Below are 17,994 nucleotides of genomic sequence, written 5' to 3' on the forward strand. Positions count from 1 at the left end.
TTGGTATATAAAGCGATTACAATCAATTTGTAAAACTATTATTCCATACTTGAGGGAGTGCGTAAAGATGTCTTTCTCAACCCCGATCAAACCGGCGAAAAAAGCGAGAATTGGTCTTTATTCCATCGGTTTAAGAGCATATTGGGACCAATTCCCCGGACTTCGGGAGCGATTGATCGAATACAGCGTTTTTTTAGAAAAGAAAATGTCCTTGAGCGGCGAAATGTTCAATTTCGGATTGGTCGATGACGAAGCGGAAGCGCGGAGAGCGGGCGAATGGTTTAACGAAAAAAACGTCGATCTTATTTTTTGCCATTCTGCAACGTATTCGACCAGCTCCACCGTTCTTCCGATTCATCAAATTTGCAAAGCGCCGGTGGTCGTCCTAAGCCTTCAGCCGACCGAACGGATCAATTATGGAAAAACGACGACCGGCGAATGGCTGGCCCATTGCGGAGCATGCCCCGTACCGGAAATATCCAATGCGTTTAATCGCGCCCGCATTCCGTTTAGAGTCGTGAGCGGACTGCTCGGTCTCGATTATACGCCCGCAATATCGCTCGCCAATGAAGTGACGAAAGACCGGAAAGAAGCGGTACGCGCATGGCGGCAAATCGATCAATGGATCCGCGCCGCATCCGTGCCTCGTAATTTGTGTCACAGCCGATTCGGATTTTTAGGAAATACGTACAACGGCATGCTCGATATGTATAGCGACTTCACAATGCTGCAAGCGCAAACCGGACTTCATATCGAAGTGTTGGAAATGTGCGATTTGGACCGCTTCTTGAAAGATGTTACGCCTGGCGACGTGAAACGGAAGTTGGAAGAAGTATATGAAATGTTCGAAATAAGCGGAGATTCGCCTTCCGACCCGATTGCCAAAAAACCTTCGGAACAACAGTTGGATTGGTCCTGCCGAGTGGCTGCTGCACAAGAAAAGCTCGTCCGCGAATATGATTTGGACGCATTGACGTACTATTACCACGGCGCGCCCGGCAGCGAGTACGAAAAGCTGCAAAGCGGATTCATCGTCGGCCATTCGCTTTTGACAGCGCGAGGAATTCCGTGCTCGGGGGAGGGCGATATGAAGACGGCGGTAGCGATGAAGATTTGCGATCTTCTCGGCACAGGCGGAAGCTTTTCTGAAATTGTCGTGGCGGATTACGAAGAGGAGACGATTATTCTCGGCCATGACGGCCCTTTCCATATCGCCATTTCCAACGGAAAGCCGATTCTTCGCGGGATGGGGCTGTTTCATGGCAAACAAGGTGCGGGAGTTTCGGTAGAAGCGAAAGTTAAAACCGGACCCGTTACGACGCTTAATGTAACCCAGACGGGAGACGGCAACCTCAAAATGATCGTCAGTGAGGGCGAATCCACGAACGGGGCTGTCATGACGATCGGCAATACGAATACGCCTGTGAAATTCCGCGGGCATCCGGACGAGTACATGGAAAGATGGTTTTCCGAGGCGCCTACCCATCATTGCGCGGTATCGGTTGGGCATAATGCCGAATTGCTGAAAAAGGTAGGGCAGTTAATGAATATACCGTATGTCATTTTGTGATGAAAGACACGGTGAAAGGAAGGGGAGAACACAATGGAACAACTAGCGGTCCGATTCGCCGATCTCGTTGCAATGGACCTAAAATGCGATTACGCTGTCAATCCGATCGGGATCGATACGATTCGGCCTCGGCTCAGTTGGGCGCTTGAATCGGGCGGAAGGGGGCGAAAGCAAACCGCATATCGTATTTTGGTTTCCGAAAGGTTGGAGCTTTTAAATCGGGATCAAGGGGAAGTATGGGACAGCGGCAAAGTGATCTCGGGCCGACAAAATCAGATTGAATACGCCGGTACGATGCTCCAATCGCGATTATGCTATTACTGGAAAGTTTGCGTATGGGATCAAGATGGCAACCTTTCGGAATGGAGTAAAGCGGTTTATTGGGAGATGGGGCTGCTGAAAGCGGAAGATTGGCAATCATCGTGGGTCGGTTGCCCCGAGTCGGAACAAGAGAAAACCGGCCCCCTGTTTCGCAGAGATTGGACGATCGAAGGGGAAGTCTTGAAAGCTAGAGCGTACATTTGCGGACTCGGTTATTATGAGCTTTACCTAAACGGGGTTAAGGTCGGCGATCACGTCCTTGATCCGGCGCAAACGGATTACGATCAGCGCTGTTTCTATGTGGTCTACAATATCGCCGAACATATGAACAAAGGACAAAATACGGTTGGCGTCATGCTCGGCAACGGCTGGTATCATCAGAACAAAGTTTGGAATACGTCGGTGATGGATTACGGCAAGCCCAAATTCGTTGCGCAGCTTGTCGTGACATTATCGGATGGCACGGAACAAATATTAACTAGCGATGAGCAATGGAAAACAGCGCCGGGGCCAATTGTTGCCGACAATATATACGCAGGAGAAACGTACGATGCCCGCTTGGAACTGGACGGATGGGCGAATCCCGGCTTTGACGACAACAACTGGGGGCAGGCGCGGCGAGTGAGTCCACCTGGAGGGAAGCTTGTTATTCAGATGATGCCGCCTATCCGCAAGGTGAAAACGATACGGCCTGTCCGCATGACGAATCCGCAGCCGGGTGTATACGTGTACGATATGGGTCAAAATTTCGCCGGTTGGGCGAGGCTTAAAGCTTCGGAAACAGAGGGAACTGCGATCCGGCTGCGCTTCGCCGAGACGGTAGATGCGGACGGGATGGTCGATACGGCAAGCACCGGGGTTTTTGCGACCGGTGTAGAGCAGATTGACACGTACATATGCAAAGGCGGCGGGCTTGAGATTTGGCAGCCCCGATTTACCTATCACGGTTATCGCTATGTGGAAATGACGGGCGTTGCGGGAAATCCGGAGCTTGATGATTTGACCGGCGTCGTCGTGCATACCGATGTAGAACCAGCAGGGTCGTTCGAATGCTCCGACGCGATGATCAACAAGATTCAACATGCCGTGCTATGGACGCAGCTCAGCAATTTGCACGGTGTGCCTACGGATTGCCCGGCGCGGGAAAGATGCGGTTGGCTGGGCGATACGCATGTCATTGCGGAAATGTCCATTTACAACTTCGATATGGCGCAATTTTGGAGCAAGTATATTCACGATATAGAGACATCCCGCCGCGGCTCGATGCCGTTCGACATTGCCCCCGGAAAGCGGCTCTGTTTGCGCGGCGTGCCGGACTGGTCGACGGCTTTTATCCAATTGCCCTGGTACTTGTATTTGTATTACGGCGACGAACAAATCGTGCGTGAACATTATTCGGGCATGAAGCTCGTATTGGAGCAATTCCATTCCCAGGCCAAGCAGTGGATTTTATATGAAGGGAGAGGCGATTGGTGTCCTCCCGGAAGTATCGTGCCGATTGAAACGCCGGTGGAGATTACATCGACCGCATTGTTTTACTTGGATTGCACGATCATGAGCCAGATGGCAAAGATGATTGGACATGCTGAAGATTCGGAAAAATACGGCAAGTGGGCGAATCGAATTAAAGAAGCGTTTATCGCGGCGTTTTATGTCAGAGAAAACTATACCTTCGGCAGTCAGACGGCTGACAGTATCGCTCTTTATCTTGGACTTTTGCCTGAAAGCGACGCGAAAGAAGTGGCGGCAAGTTTGGCGGACGACGTGCGGGTGAAACATAAAAGCCATCTTTCGACAGGGATTATCGGCAGCCGGCATTTATACGGGTCTCTAAGCCAATACGGCTATGGCGATGTGGCGTATGCATTGCTCAATCAGACGACTTATCCGAGCATCGGCCACTTGTTTTCCAAAGGTGCGACGACGATCTGGGAAAATTGGGAAGAAACAAAGTTCAATGCGAAACTAAACAGGGTGGAACACAGGTCGATGAGCCATCCGATGCAGGCAGGCTTCGGCGCCTGGTTTTATCAAGGTTTGGCGGGCATCTCCCCCGACCCGGAGCAGCCGGGCTTTAAACGTATCGTATTGCGTCCGCAAATCATCGAAAGCCTTCATTATTCCAAGGCGGAATACCGTTCCATACACGGTCGGATTGCGAGCCATTGGAAGCGGCATGAGGGCACGTTATGTTGGGATATAACAATTCCGCCGAACACGACAGCGATCGCTTATTTTCCTGCACAATCCGCGGATTGCATTTCCGAAAGCGCAACGCCAATTGGCGATATCGAACATGTTCGTCTGCTGGGGGTTGAAAATGGCAATGTCGTCTGTGAAATTTCGTCAGGTGCTTATCATTTCGAGATCGGATGAGGTGTAACGGCAAGACATTATTATGGAGGTTGATAGACATGAGAATGACAACCAACTACGTGGTTCCACTTTCGAAAATTGCAATTATTTTAAGTATGGTCTTCCTCTTCGGTTGCAGCAACGATGCAAGCAACAAGCCGGAAAGCACGAAGTCAAACGATGCGCCGAAAGAAGAAAAGAAAGAGCCGGTAACGTTGCGTATGGTTTGGACCGGTGCGCAGCAAGTTGTCGACGAAACGATTCTCAGCAATCCGATCATAAAGGAAAAGTTTGCTCATGTAACATTTGAATATCACCAGACCGGGGCTCTCGACCAAATGGTGGCGACGGGCGTGACCCCTGATTTCATTAACGTGAACGACGCATTTTTGCCTAAGGTAGAAGAAATGGGATTAGTCGGCGATCTCAGCGATTTGCTGAAAGCATCAAAATACGATTTGGGAAAGTTCCCGTCTTACTGGATTGATAAACTGAAATCTTTTAGTAAAAAGGGAGAGATTTGGGCAATTCCGCAAATTATACCGGATAATGCGAATTCAGCGGTGAACCCTTATATGCTCGTTTACAACAAAGACATTTTCGATAAATTTGCGCTGCCTTACCCAAAAGATAAGATGACTTGGGATGAAGTGATTGAACTGGCAAAACGGTTTGACCGAAACGATGGCGGCGTACAGTATAGAGGGCTGCAAATTATGAACTATGCCGATGTTATGTTGGCGGCCAATAACCCGACCTATATTACAAAAGATGATCGTGTTGATTTATCCGACCCTAAGTGGCAGGATCATCTGCGCATACTTCGGGCGGCCTATGAAGCAAATGGCAACTGGATGCCGTTTCCAGGTGTTGTTGAAGATTGGGCCAAAGAAGCGAATGTCGCCATGTTTGCCGGTCATGCGGGAGCATTGATTTTTAAACCCGAGAATTATCCGAGTTTGAATTGGGATCTGGCCACTTATCCCATTTTTCGAGATGGAAAACTGTCGGTCCCCGGAGCTTTAGGTATATATATCATCCCATCGACTAGCAAACATAAAGAATTGGTGTTGGATTTTATTAAGACGCTGCAATCCCCGGAATTTAACGCCGGGAAACCGGATCAATGGAAAAACAGCATCCTATTAACCAAAAACTCGAAAGCCTATACAGGAATTCCGGAATCGTTGTATATCGCCAGTAAATGGGATGTGTCGGTAACGCCGATTTTGCGGAAAAAACTTGCAGAATATTTAACAATGGGCAAAGATATTAACTCTACATTGAGCGAGACGCAGGAAGAAATTAAGAAATTTATTGATTCGAAAAAAATTGAACAAAAGTAAAATGAAGGCAACTAATCGAGGAGTAGATTTATATGAAGCAAAAACCTAATATTTTATTTATTCAGGCTGACCAGCACCGCTATGATTGCGTGGGACGAAGTGCGGATTATCCGGTACAAACACCCAATTTGGATCGTTTGGCAGCGGAGGGAGCCTGGTTCAATGAGGCATATACGCCCATTCCGACTTGTTGCCCGGCAAGGCAGGCGTTATTGAACGGTCGCCGACCGGAAAGTTTCGGCGCATTATGGAACTATGACAACGGGCTGCCGATCCCGGCCCTCTCTCCGGCTGAATACAGTTGGCCGAGAGAATTGCAGCAGAGCGGATATCGCACAGCTTACTTCGGGAAGTGGCACGTAAATCCGAATCACGGACCGGAGGAATATGGATTTGAGCATGTGGTACTGGATCAGGAACATAATCGCTTTATTCAAGATAAATACGGGAAGCTTACGTATTCCAACGGTTTTTTTGGCGAACCTAGCCCGGTTCCGCTTGAGGATACCCATACCCATTACATGACAGCCAAATGTGTGGAGTGGTTGAAGGAGGCCAGCATTAGTGACGAGCCGTGGCACGTCCGGCTTGACTTCCATGCTCCGCATTTGCCTTGTCGGCCGGCAGAACCGTTCGCTTCGATGTACAAACCGGAGGAAATCCCGATGTGGCGAAGCTTTGGCGAAACTTTCGACAATAAGCCGTATATACAGAAGCAGATGCTGCGCAACTGGAATATTGAGCATTATACATGGGAAGATTGGACGCGAACTGTCGCGCTTTATTACGGTTTTGTCAGCCAGGTGGACCATGCCGTTGGCCTGGTTTTGGAAATGCTCGATGAAGCGGGACTCCGCGAGAATACGATCGTCGTATATACCTCGGACCACGGGGATATGTGCGGCGGCCATCGTATGCTGGATAAGCATTATGTCCTGTATGACGATGTAGTCAAAGTTCCGCTTATCGTTCGTTGGCCGGGGGTTATCGACGGGAATACGATCTGCGATCAATTCGTATACAATATGCTCGACTTGCCGCCGACATTGCTGGAAGCGGCAGATCTTCAAGTGCCTGCTTTTATGCAAGGTCAATCTTTGTTGCCGCTGTTCCGCAATGATATCTCCGAGCCTTGGCGCGAATACGTCATGTCAACCTTTAACGGGCAACAATTCGGCTTGTACATCCAACGGATGTTAAGAACCAAACATTGGAAATATATATGGAATCCGACGGATGTCGATGAATTGTACGATTTGACTCACGATCCCGAAGAATTGCATAACCGCATTCATGACCGGACTTTAGCGGATGTAATAAAGGATTTTCGCAAAAATCTATATGAAGAGCTTAAAAGAGTTGGGGACAAGTCAGCGGATGGGCAGTGGCTTCGACGGCAACTGATAGGCGGCGAAAAATATTAAATATGGCCCGGGGCTGAGAGGAGCTTAGTATGTCTAATAAATACGAACTTTTTTTAAATCCTACATCGGAATTCAAGGGCAAGCCGCTCTGGGCGTGGAACGGTAAATTGAATAAAGAAGAATTGATTCGACAAATACATACATTCAAGGAAATGGGCTTCGGCGGCTTCTTCATGCATTCGCGCACCGGACTCGCTACGGAATATCTCGGTGAAGAATGGTTTGAATTGATCAATGCATGCGCAGAGGAAGCAGAAAAACTAGGTTTGGAGGCTTGGCTCTACGATGAGGACCGCTGGCCGAGCGGGACGGCCGGCGGTATGGTTACGACGGAGCCGAAGTATAGACTGAAATTTATTCGATTGCGGACGATTCAGGCTGACGAATTTGCTTGGAGCGAGGACATAATCGCCGCATTTGTGTGCGATCTGGACGGGGTATCGTATACTCACTGCAGACGGTTGCGATTCGGTGAGCTGGACGCAGATACCTATGGGCGGACGATTCTCGCATTCCATATTAGCGAAATGGATAAAAGCGATTTTTATAATGGCGCAACTTATGTGGACACGATGAATAGAGAAGCGACAGAAGCTTTTTTGCGCATGACGCATGAAAAGTATAAGCAATATTGCGGCCATCGATTCGGAAAAAGCATCAAAGGCATATTCATCGACGAGCCTCACCGCGGTTCTCTTCTGGACGGATTTGGGATTACCAATGAAGGCAAGGAGTGGCATCTTCCCTGGACCTATGAGCTGTTTGACCGCTTCCGGGAACAATATGGGTATGACCTGATCGAACGTCTCCCGGAGCTTTTTTTGCAACATGAAGGTCGGTCGGTATCCCAAGTGAAATGGCAATATACAGAGCTTGTGCTGCAGTTGTTTTTGGCAAATTTTGCAGCCCCGGTTCAGGAATGGTGTACGCAAAACAAGCTGATTCTTACCGGACATGTGCTGCATGAAGACAGTCTGTCCTCACAAACGGCGATGATCGGCTCCGTGATGCGCTATTATGAATATATGGACAATCCGGGGATCGACATTTTAACGGAAGGTAACCGCTGTTATTGGGTTGCCAAGCAGTTGTCCTCGGCCGCAAGACAACTCGGAAAGCGATGGCTGCTTTCAGAACTGTACGGCTGCACAGGATGGCAAATGTCATTTGAAAGCCATAAAGCGGTTGGTGACTGGCAAACGCTATTCGGCATCAATGTACGCTGTCATCATCACTCTTGGTTTACGATGGCAGGCGAATCGAAGCGGGATTTTCCCGGAAGTATCTCGCATCAGTCGACATGGTGGAAAGATTACAAATACGTAGAAACTTATTTTTCCCGCATGGGTGTCGTGCTGGATCAAAGTACGTCGGTTTGCGATATTGTTGTCCTCCATCCGGCGGAAAGCGTCTGGTGTCAAATTTATCCCGGCTGGTCCAGCAGATTAAGTGCAACAGGCGAGGAAGTCCGGAAGTTGGAGCGTCAATTTCGAGAAACGTTCCATTGGTTGGCCGAAGCGCAGATCGATTTCGATTACGGTGATGAAGGGATGATTGCGGATAAATGCCGCATCGGTAAAGATGGTGACGGAAGGCCCTTGTTTATCGTCGGGGAAGCGGCGTACAAGGCGGTCGTCGTGAGCGGAATGTTAACGATGCGGTCGAGTACGCTTGCCCTTCTGGAGTTGTTCCGAGAGTCGGGAGGAACGATCATATTCGCAGGCGAACCTCCGCAGTATATCGACGCGGTATCCTCTCAGGAGTGCGCGCAATTGTCTGCGCAATCGGTGCGAGGGCCGCATGAACGTGAATTTCTTGTACATGCATGCGGCTCCTTCCGTTATGTACAGGTGTTGGAGCGAAACACGGGGCTGGCGCTGACGAATATATTTTGCCAGGTGCGGCGAAACGGCGATGATTTCTTTGTCATGCTGTTGAATGTAAGTACTGAGGAAGCATACGATGACGTGCTCGTGCACGTTCGATATGAGGGCGAGGTCGAGGAATGGATGTGCGCTACGGGGGAGCGCCAAAAACCTTGCACCCGGCAAATGGACGGCGGATTGGAAATAATCACCCGATTTCCACCTTCCGGTGAACGTATATATCGCATCTGCCGCAAAGCCGCCGATCATCTGCCTGTACAGCTGGCGTATGATGATGTTGCCGAGGTTTCCGTTCAAGGTCCTTATGAATATCGACTGAGCGAGCCGAATGTGTGCGTGCTGGATATGGCGTCCTACCAGTTGAATGGAGGGGAGTGGAAGTCTGAGGCGGAGATCTTGCAAGTGGATCGGAGTATCCGGAGAACGATGGGATTTACGTTACGTGGACGCACTATGGTGCAGCCGTGGTTTGCGAATAAATATAAAAAAAATGAAGCTGAAGACGTCGGAAGAGTTAATCTTCGGTTTGAATTTGTCGTGGAATCGCTGCCCACGACGCCGCTGCAACTTATCATGGAAAAGCCGGAACATGTTGATCTATTTATTAACGGGAACCGCTTGCCCTCTACGGCAAGCATAGGCAACTGGATTGATTCGTGCTTCGAAATATTGGAGTTTCCTTTCGAATTGCTGAGGATCGGAGAAAACCGGATAGAGCTCGGACTGGACTATCACCAAAACACCGATTTGGAGGCCATTTATTTAACCGGTCAATTCGGAATCAGATTGGAAGGCTCGCGGAAAATAATGACCTCACTTCCGGAAACATTGGAAAGCGGAGACTTGGTCGATCAAGGTTTTCCTTTTTATAGCGGCTCGGTCATATACAAGCTGCCCGGAACAACAGATTTACATCCTGAAGCCGCAATTCATGGTGATCCGGATTCTGCGCGCCTGCACCTTAAATTTCCTTCATTCGAGGCAGCGCTTGTCAAAGTACATAGCGGTACGAATTTTCCGCAAATCGTTGCCTGGCAGCCTTATGAGACGGATATCACGGAATGGGTGCAGTCGGGCAAAACGATAGAAATCGAAGCGGTTCTGACGCGGCGAAACACCTTCGGTCCGCTGCATCTCAATCCTGTTTATAGCAATGCCTACAGCCCGGATCATTTTGTGATGGAAGGAGACCGTTTCTCGGAGGAATATAAGCTGGTTCCGTCGGGATTGTTGGAACCTCCGCGGTTAGTGCTGCGCAAATTACAACACTAAACCTTTACAAATTATATTGGAGGACGGCGTAACGCAGCCGTTCTTTTTGTTCTCTCTTATATGCGCGCCACCAATAAAAAATTTCGTGACTGTTACTGCAGACAACGGTGCTATTCCATAAAGGTTGCAGTCGAAAGTCAACTGCTTTGTCTGCGTCAATATTCTATGATTTTTAGCCAATATACTTTGATGTAATTCGCATGCAAAACGATTACAATTAAGACGTTATTTCCGATCGGAATATATTGAATTATGTTTGGTTTGGAAGTTATGGATTGCCCGTAAGTGGCTTGCCGACATAGGGTGGTAATCATTATTTATCGAATGGCCGACACCATAATCCAAAAAAGGAGAGATGTTTATTTATCCGTGAAAACAAAAAAATCGCATTCGTTTTTGTCCTCCTATCGATCATTACATCCAATCGCGGAGGAAACATCGCATGGAACATCGCAACGCATCCTAATCCGGAAAATACCGCTACAGCATGAGCGCGGTATCGCCGAACGGCAAAACTACGGGGCGTGCTCTTGCCTCTAAGATTGACAATCAGGGGCGCGCGGTATGCCATTTTTTACGAAAGGCGAGCGGGGTCAACTCGACCCGGGTTTTGAACAAGTTAATGAAATGGCTGACGTTGTCGATGCCGACGCTGCCCGCGATTTCTTCAACCGAGGCGTTGGTGTGCTTTAGCCATTCTTTGGCTTTATTGATCCGGAGGTTAATGATGTATTCCTTGGGAGTATACCCGATAACCTTTTTGAACTCTTTGGACAGATGATATTTATTGACCGCAAACAGTTCCGCCAGACGGTCAAGTCGAATATCTTCATTATAATGCTTGTCCAAATAATCGATCATCGGCGGCAGGAAAGCGGGAGAAACATCGAAATCCGGATAAGGCTTATAGGCGGTCAACAAAATCTCTGTCAGTAAATCGACCAAGATTTTGGAACTCAGCGCTTCCGTGCGGTAATCTTTTTGGCTTTGAAGCCGGATCAACTGCAGCAACAGATCGGGAATCGGTGACTGTACATTCATCGAACGAACGTGGTCCGAGCCCTTGGCGAACTGCTCGTAATAGCCGCGGCTCGTTGCGCCGTTGATATGCACCCAGTAGATTTCCCATAGGTTGTGTTGATCGGTCGCATAGTGATGGCGCTCCTCGCAATCGATAAAAAACAATTGGCCCGGTCCCAGCGTATGCGAGCGATTCCGGTAGTTCAAATATCCTTTACCAGCAACGGTGTAGACAATCAGGTAAGAGTTCAAGTGCTCCCGTTCCGTAAAATAGCCGGGCAGCGTTTGAAAGTGACCGATTTCCTGAACGTAAAAAAAGGTCGACCTCGCGGTTCTGCTTGGTGTCGAGATGAGACGTACGGACTGATCGGTCCAATGGCAGGCAAAGCTTTCTTTGAATGTACCCATACCTGATCACCTCATGGGATAAATAATAGTATTTACATCGAATTAGTTGGTTATAGATGTTGGAATTTATTATTTCATATTTTGAGGGGAGCGTAAAGATGTCTTTCTTACGAGAACAGATGAGTATGCCAAGCCAAACGAACAAGCCGAACATCGTCTATGTCATGACCGATCAGATGCGGGCGACAGCCATGGGGTGCGCCGGCGTAGAGCAGGTGCGGACGCCGACGCTAGACCATTTTGCCTCAGAAGGAACGCGGTTTACCCGGGCGATCTCCAATTCCCCGGCCTGCTGCCCCGCAAGGGCCACCCTATGGACGGGCATGCATACGAGCGAGCACCATGTCGTCAGCAATGACATCCAGTTAAGAACAGACGTTAAGTCGTTTGCCCAAAGCTTGAATGATATCGGGTATAAATGCGGATATATCGGCAAATGGCATCTGGACAACAACGATCGAGGCATATACGTGCCTCCCGGACCGCGGCGTCAAGGATTTGACGATTATTGGGCGGCCTACAATTGCAATCATTTGTATTTCGACGGCTACTACTATGTGGACGACAATCCCGACCCGGTGTGGATCGACGGTTACGAGCCGATGGCACAAACCCGGTTGGCGGTGGATTACATTCACCGAAAAGCCGGCGAGGAAGAGCCGTTTTTTCTGGTAGTATCCTGGGGACCGCCCCATGACCCTTACCGGGAAGTACCACAGCGATACTTGGATCTGTATCCGGAGGAGAGCTTGCAGCTCAAAGCAAACGTAGGCGACAAGGTGAATCGCAAGCACATTTCCGGCTATTACGCGCATATGACCGCTTTGGACGAATGCTTTGCGGACATTTTGGAAGGGATCGAGGATGCAGGTATCCGGGAGAATACGATCGTTGTCTTTACCAGCGATCACGGGGACATGTTATACAGCCAGAACGAAATCCATAAAAGCAAGCCGTGGATCGAGTCGATTAACATTCCGCTGATTATGCGTTGGCCGTCCAGGATCGCCGACGGTCGTGTGACGGACGGACCGATCAGCATTGTCGACATGATGCCGACGCTGTTGTCTTTGTGTGGAGCTGACATTCCCCATACCGTACAAGGAAAAGATTTGTCCGCTTATGTCCTTGGAGACGAGACCGCTGCCCAGGAAACTGTATTTATCAATCAGCCGATCGTGCCCGATATATTCACCCACTATGAATGGCGCGGCGTCGTGACACGCACGCATACTTACGCGAGCATGCGCCGCAAGCCCTGGATTCTTTACGACGACAAGCGGGACCCCGATCAGTTGAGGAACCTGGTCGATCTGCCGGAAAGCGAAGATCAGCAAGCCAGTATGGAACGTTTGATGCAGCACTGGCTGGAGAAACTTAACGATCCGTTCGAAGATTCCGATGAAGTGTCGGCGAAATACTACAAAGGCTCGAAGAACGGAATTATGCCCATTTTCGAAAATGAAACGGTCAGCGTGACAAAGCGGCTTCGCAGGCAAACCAGAAAGCAGCTGCTTGATGCGGCGAACCCAACCAATCGGACGTGATCTCAGGAGGATTTTATTCATGAAACGGACAACCAGCTTCTCGACCCCCCTTGCCAGGACGGCACTTTTGTTAAGTATCGCCCTCCTGTTCGGCTGCAGCAATCAGGCGGGCAGCCAGCCCGAAAGCCCCAAGCCGGCCGAGGCGACCGCCCAGAAAGAAGAAAAGAAGGAGCCTGTTACGCTGCGTATGGTTTGGACCGGCACACAGCAATCCGTCGAAGAGTCGATTTTGAACAACCCGATTGTAAAGGAAAAGTTTGCTCATGTCACATTTGAATACTATCAGACCGGAGAGCTGGAGAAATTGATTGCGACGGGCGTAACCCCCGACTTCATTAACGTGACAGACTCCTATTTGCCCAAGATAGAAGAAGTCGGGCTCGTTGGTGATCTGAACGATTTGTTGAAGAAATCCAAGTATGATCTGAGCAAGTTTCCTTCGTACTGGATCGACAAGCTGAAAGCGTTCAGCGTTAAAGGAGAGCTGTGGGCCGTTCCTCAGGAGGTGCCGGAAAACGCCAATGCGGCGGTAACTCCCTATGTGCTCGTTTACAATAAAGACATTTTCGATAAATTCGCAGTTCCATATCCGACCGATAAAATGACTTGGGACCAAGTGATCGAATTGGCCAAACGGTTCAATCGAAATGACGGCGGAACCCAGTACAGAGGGCTGCAAATTCAAAACTATGCCGATGTGGTGCTAGCGGCCAACAACCCGACCTATATTACGAAAGACGATCGCGTCGATTTGTCCGGGCAGAAGTGGCAGGATCATCTGCGTATCCTCAGGGCGGCTTATGAAGCCAACGGTAACTGGATGCCGTTTCCCGGCCAGATTGCCGATTGGACGAAGGAAGCGAATATCGCGATGTTTGCCGGTCACGCTGGCGCGCTGATTTTGAACCCGCAAAACTTTCCGGATATCAACTGGGATCTTGCGACATACCCGATCTTCCGAGATGGAAAGCTGGCGGTTCCCGGAGCCTTGGGCGTCTATGTGATTCCTTCGACAAGCAAGCATAAGGAACTGGTGCTGGAATTCATCAAGACACTACAATCGCCGGAATTCAAAGCAAGCAAGCCGGACCAGTGGAAGAACGCCGTCTTATTGACGAAAAACGCGAAGGCGTATACAGGAATCCCCGAATCGCTGTATATTGCCAGCAAGTGGGATACGGTGGTAACAACGATTTTGCGAAAGAAGCTCGCTGAATTTTTGATATCGGGCAAGGATATCAACACGACCTTAAATGAGACGCAAGAGGAAATTAAAAAATTCATCGATTCCAAGAAAATGGAGCAAAAGTAGCGCAAAAACCGGTCGGTCAAGAGGAGAACCGCCCCTCTTGGCCCGCCGGAAGCATAACGACGATATCGGGAGAGAAGCCGCATATGACAAGCCATACACCTTTAAACATCTTGTTTATCATGAGTGATCAGCACAATGCGAGAGCTCTGGGCTGCTATGGAAACGGCGAGGTGCAAACACCGCATCTGGATCGGTTGGCCTCCGAAGGCGTTCGGTTTGGGCAAGCCTTCTGTCAAACCGGACAGTGCAGCCCCTCCCGCTATTCCATACTGACAGGACGCTTTTCCCGTACGCACGGACTATATGCCAACGGCAACCACGAAAATCCGGATGTGCCAACCGTAGTCGAAACGTTCAAGGCGGCGGGTTATGCGACCGCGACGATTGGCAAGCATCATCTGAGTATGGACCGCATTCCGGATCGGCATGGCTTCGATACGGTTATCGACGAGCGCGACTTCAGCTCGTTTATCCAAGCGGAAAGCGCACCGGTATATCACAGAGACGGCCATTGGCTGCCAGATTTCATCCATCCGGGAAGGTCCCGGGTTGGAAGAAGCCATGCCGGCAATGCCCATCATCCCAGCGGCTATTTCGCTGCGGAGACGATAGCGTTTCTTCGCCGGAATCGGGACAAACCCTTTTGCGTCTGGTGCTCCTTTCCAGACCCGCATACCCCGATTGCGCCATCCGAACCTTGGGCTTCGATGTATGAGCCGGACAAGCTGACCCTCGCTCCGAATGTTGACTATGCGTTTGATTACGAGACGCCTGGGCTGAAGCAGACGCAAAGCAAATCCGGCCAGTTCAATGAAGCTTATCACCGTGCCTGTCTGGCTTATTATTACGGTTCCGTTTCGCAGATCGACTACAACATTGGTCTTATTCTTGACCAGCTCGACCGCCTTGGATTGTCGGAGAAGACGCTTGTCGTGTATACCTCGGATCATGGAGAAATGATGGGGGAGCACGGTGCCTGGACAAAAGGCTTTCTTGGGTATGACGCGACCTTGCGGGTGCCCTTGATTGTCCGGCTTCCCGACGCATTCCCGGCTGGCGTGGAGCGGGAGGAGCTCGTCTGCTTAATCGATCTGGCTCCGACTCTGCTTGAGACCGCCGGTCTTGTTGGGCCTTCCGGGCAGCAAGGCACGAGCTTGGCGCCGCTCCTGACGGGACGAACGGAGCCCTGGAGAGACGTGATTTTCAGCGAGATTGGAGAACCGCGTCATCACGTCACATTGACGGCGAGAAGCCAAAGCCGAAAATACGTCCGATTTGACCGATTGACCGATGGACAAGTCCAGACGAAGTACGAACAATTTTTCAATCTGCATTTGGACCCTTGGGAGATGAGAAATGAGATTGAAAATCCCCTGTACGGCAGGGAGATAGCGGCTTTGCGGCAAAAACTGGCGGATTGGGAAGCGATCACCCCGGCCGCGCCGCTGCCGACGCAGTAAACGCATTCGGACGCGAAATTCGCGTACGAACGTTGGAAGGCCGCAAGTAAATAACCCCGGAAGCATATGAGAGGAGTTGTCTGTTGTGAAGAAGAAGCTGCTGATTGGTGTGTTGGGATTGTCCACGGTCTGGGGTGCTACGGTTGGCAACGCTGCGCCGATTACCGAGACGGTGAGCTACAGCGGGTTTACGGGATTCACTTCGGTGGATTATACAAGTGAATTTTACGGTTATCAAAAGGCCATAAATCGGGACTTTACGAACTACGGTTTCAATTTCGGCAACGAATCCGCAAATGTGTTGAATATCGACTGGAACAGCAATATGCGGTTTCGTCTTGCCGATGTTGATGGCGACAAATTGGATGATGCGCTGTATTACGATATTGTCAGCGGTCAACTCCAATGGTTCCGCGGTTTAGGGAACGGCAATTTCGGAAGCGCGAACACCTTTCAATGGAATGACGGGAAAAATAGCGGGTTTGTCGCAGCAGACTTCAATGGTGACGGTGTCGCTGATTTAGCTGGCGTAAAGGTTACCGGCTCCAGCGCTACTATTACAATCAGCTACGGGAACGGATCCGGTGGATTCAGCGGAACGACGATCGCTTCGGGCGTTCCGATTTCAGGCGGGCAGATTGTAGCCGGCGACCTGGATGGGGACAAAAAGGCTGACTTCGTCGTCTATACAGGAACTACGGGCTCCATCGATATATGGTACGGTGATGGTACCGGACAATTTCCTACAGCATCGAGCACTAACTGGAACGGCACGATTGTCGGTGGGGAGATTGTGATCGGCGATGTAAATCAGGATGGATTGGCTGATATCGGGTTGTACCGCAGCAGCACGCATTCGACCGGCTTTGCGTTCCGCATGGGCAGAGGAGACGGCACATTCGGACCGAAACCGGGCGAGATCGGTACCAAAAGCGAATATCACTTAATTTCGAAGCACACCTGGGACAATGCTTCGGCAATTCCTCGCGTCGGTCAAATCAATGCCGACGGAGCAGCGGATCTGGTGGAATTCATTCCTGGCAATCTGTATTTCCGAACAAGATTCGCCTATGGACTCGATGCCTACGATTATTCCGCCCATCTGATCAAAGACGGAACAGGCTATAAGCTTTGGACCGGCGGCCGCTGGAAGACGGTGGATCAGAACGGAGATCCGATTCTCGTGAACAATGAGAATGTGTACGACGGGGATCATATTCTATATTCCCATTCGCCTGACGGGTATCAATGGTTTCGCCAAATTGAGCGGCCGGCCTTCTATAAGGGGGAAGAAGAAGGCTATTCCGGCTGGTGGACGGACAATACGTTGGAGCCCGAAGTCATCAAGGTTGACGGCACTTATTACATGTTCTGGCAGGCGCAAATTTTTCCGGGTCAACAGGTGGATACGGGGGAAACGGCTACGGTATTGGCAGATCGAATTGGGCTCTCTACCTCAAACGACGGGGTAAACTGGACGAGAAAAACCGATCGGGGCGTCGTCATCAATTTGGCTTCTCCCGAATCGACGAAGCTGACGCATCAGGAAATGGTATATGTCCCGGACGACCCCGATGGCAAGAAGTGGTGGATGTATGTGTACTACTATGTGAATGGCGCTGCTCAATCGCATGTCAGAATCCGTTCGGCCGATCCGACAACATTCGATTGGCTGGAGCGTGAAACAGTTACAGGCATGGGGCAGTTGGGCAATCAGATCGGATATGCGAATGAAGCTCCGGGAGGACGGGTGTTCGTCCGCATTTCATTCGTCAAGAACCCGCTTGCGAATCAAACCCACCCGACCATCGAGTTGTCGCGGGATGGACTATTGTGGGTACGGGATGCCTCGCGTCAATATCCGCTTTTGGCTACCAGTGACGGACCTGCAACAAATAGCAACGTTTACTTTCTTGGCCTGTCTACGATCGATGGTACGGGACAGCTGGAGTATTTGGGAAGTGACACATTCCGTGCCCTGTATGTCGCGGCAACCTCGGAGGCGCCGACTCCGCCTAAGATCTTTAAGGCTGAAATCGGGTTAGGCGAGTTGCAATTTACGTTTCAGTGAGA

Annotated in this window: 10 protein-coding genes; 9 read left to right on the forward strand and 1 reads right to left on the reverse strand. The window is 50.1% G+C overall.

Annotation, left to right across the window (positions count from 1 at the left end; genetic code table 11):
- Positions 1-67: 67 nt before the first annotated feature.
- The 5 genes from FE784_RS11820 to FE784_RS11840 are packed head-to-tail and all read left to right on the forward strand — an operon-like array spanning position 68 to position 10,174.
- Positions 68-1,570 (forward strand): L-fucose/L-arabinose isomerase family protein, encoded by a 1,503-nt coding sequence (locus tag FE784_RS11820; protein ID WP_139602407.1) that lies wholly within the window; start codon positions 68-70, stop codon positions 1,568-1,570.
- A gap of 33 nt (positions 1,571-1,603) precedes the next feature.
- The gene (locus FE784_RS11825) at positions 1,604-4,267 is read left to right on the forward strand and encodes a family 78 glycoside hydrolase catalytic domain (protein WP_139602408.1); all 2,664 of its coding nucleotides are present in this window, start codon (positions 1,604-1,606) and stop codon (positions 4,265-4,267) included.
- 38 nt (positions 4,268-4,305) lie between these two features.
- Positions 4,306-5,592, forward strand: coding sequence for an ABC transporter substrate-binding protein (locus tag FE784_RS11830; RefSeq protein WP_176706129.1), 1,287 nt, complete (start codon positions 4,306-4,308; stop codon positions 5,590-5,592).
- 32 nt (positions 5,593-5,624) lie between these two features.
- The gene (locus FE784_RS11835) at positions 5,625-7,016 is read left to right on the forward strand and encodes a sulfatase family protein (protein WP_139602410.1); all 1,392 of its coding nucleotides are present in this window, start codon (positions 5,625-5,627) and stop codon (positions 7,014-7,016) included.
- 29 nt (positions 7,017-7,045) lie between these two features.
- Positions 7,046-10,174, forward strand: coding sequence for a glycosyl hydrolase (locus FE784_RS11840; protein ID WP_139602411.1), 3,129 nt, complete (start codon positions 7,046-7,048; stop codon positions 10,172-10,174).
- Positions 10,175-10,723: 549 nt separating this feature from the next.
- Here FE784_RS11840 and FE784_RS11845 read toward each other — a convergent pair.
- Positions 10,724-11,602 (reverse strand): helix-turn-helix transcriptional regulator, encoded by an 879-nt coding sequence (locus tag FE784_RS11845; RefSeq protein ID WP_139602412.1) that lies wholly within the window; start codon positions 11,600-11,602, stop codon positions 10,724-10,726.
- A gap of 98 nt (positions 11,603-11,700) precedes the next feature.
- On the opposite strand from FE784_RS11845, the gene FE784_RS11850 reads away from it, so the two are divergent.
- The 4 genes from FE784_RS11850 to FE784_RS11865 all read left to right on the forward strand — a co-directional run bounded on the left by FE784_RS11850 (position 11,701) and on the right by FE784_RS11865 (position 17,992).
- On the forward strand, positions 11,701-13,149 hold the full coding sequence (locus FE784_RS11850) for a sulfatase-like hydrolase/transferase (protein WP_176706130.1): 1,449 nt from the start codon (positions 11,701-11,703) through the stop codon (positions 13,147-13,149).
- A 19-nt stretch (positions 13,150-13,168) separates the two neighbouring features.
- Complete coding sequence (locus tag FE784_RS11855) at positions 13,169-14,461, forward strand: ABC transporter substrate-binding protein (protein WP_176706131.1); 1,293 nt, start codon at positions 13,169-13,171, stop codon at positions 14,459-14,461.
- 83 nt (positions 14,462-14,544) lie between these two features.
- Positions 14,545-15,921, forward strand: a complete 1,377-nt coding sequence (locus FE784_RS11860) for a sulfatase family protein (protein WP_139602415.1) — start codon at positions 14,545-14,547, stop codon at positions 15,919-15,921.
- 85 nt (positions 15,922-16,006) lie between these two features.
- Positions 16,007-17,992 (forward strand): FG-GAP-like repeat-containing protein, encoded by a 1,986-nt coding sequence (locus FE784_RS11865; RefSeq protein WP_139602416.1) that lies wholly within the window; start codon positions 16,007-16,009, stop codon positions 17,990-17,992.
- Positions 17,993-17,994 lie beyond the last annotated feature (2 nt).

Origin of the sequence: Paenibacillus hemerocallicola (assembly GCF_006265175.1) — a bacterium.
GTDB lineage: Bacteria > Bacillota > Bacilli > Paenibacillales > NBRC-103111 > Paenibacillus_AB > Paenibacillus_AB hemerocallicola.

Bases quoted from the DNA above. Each gene is read 5' to 3' on its own strand.
- FE784_RS11820 (WP_139602407.1), top strand. From the start codon at position 68: ATGTCTTTCTCAACCCCGATCAAACCGGCGAAAAAAGCGAGAATTGGT.
- FE784_RS11825 (WP_139602408.1), top strand. From the start codon at position 1,604: ATGGAACAACTAGCGGTCCGATTCGCCGATCTCGTTGCAATGGACCTA.
- FE784_RS11830 (WP_176706129.1), top strand. From the start codon at position 4,306: ATGAGAATGACAACCAACTACGTGGTTCCACTTTCGAAAATTGCAATT.
- FE784_RS11835 (WP_139602410.1), top strand. From the start codon at position 5,625: ATGAAGCAAAAACCTAATATTTTATTTATTCAGGCTGACCAGCACCGC.
- FE784_RS11840 (WP_139602411.1), top strand. From the start codon at position 7,046: ATGTCTAATAAATACGAACTTTTTTTAAATCCTACATCGGAATTCAAG.
- FE784_RS11845 (WP_139602412.1), bottom strand. From the start codon at position 11,602: ATGGGTACATTCAAAGAAAGCTTTGCCTGCCATTGGACCGATCAGTCC.
- FE784_RS11850 (WP_176706130.1), top strand. From the start codon at position 11,701: ATGTCTTTCTTACGAGAACAGATGAGTATGCCAAGCCAAACGAACAAG.
- FE784_RS11855 (WP_176706131.1), top strand. From the start codon at position 13,169: ATGAAACGGACAACCAGCTTCTCGACCCCCCTTGCCAGGACGGCACTT.
- FE784_RS11860 (WP_139602415.1), top strand. From the start codon at position 14,545: ATGACAAGCCATACACCTTTAAACATCTTGTTTATCATGAGTGATCAG.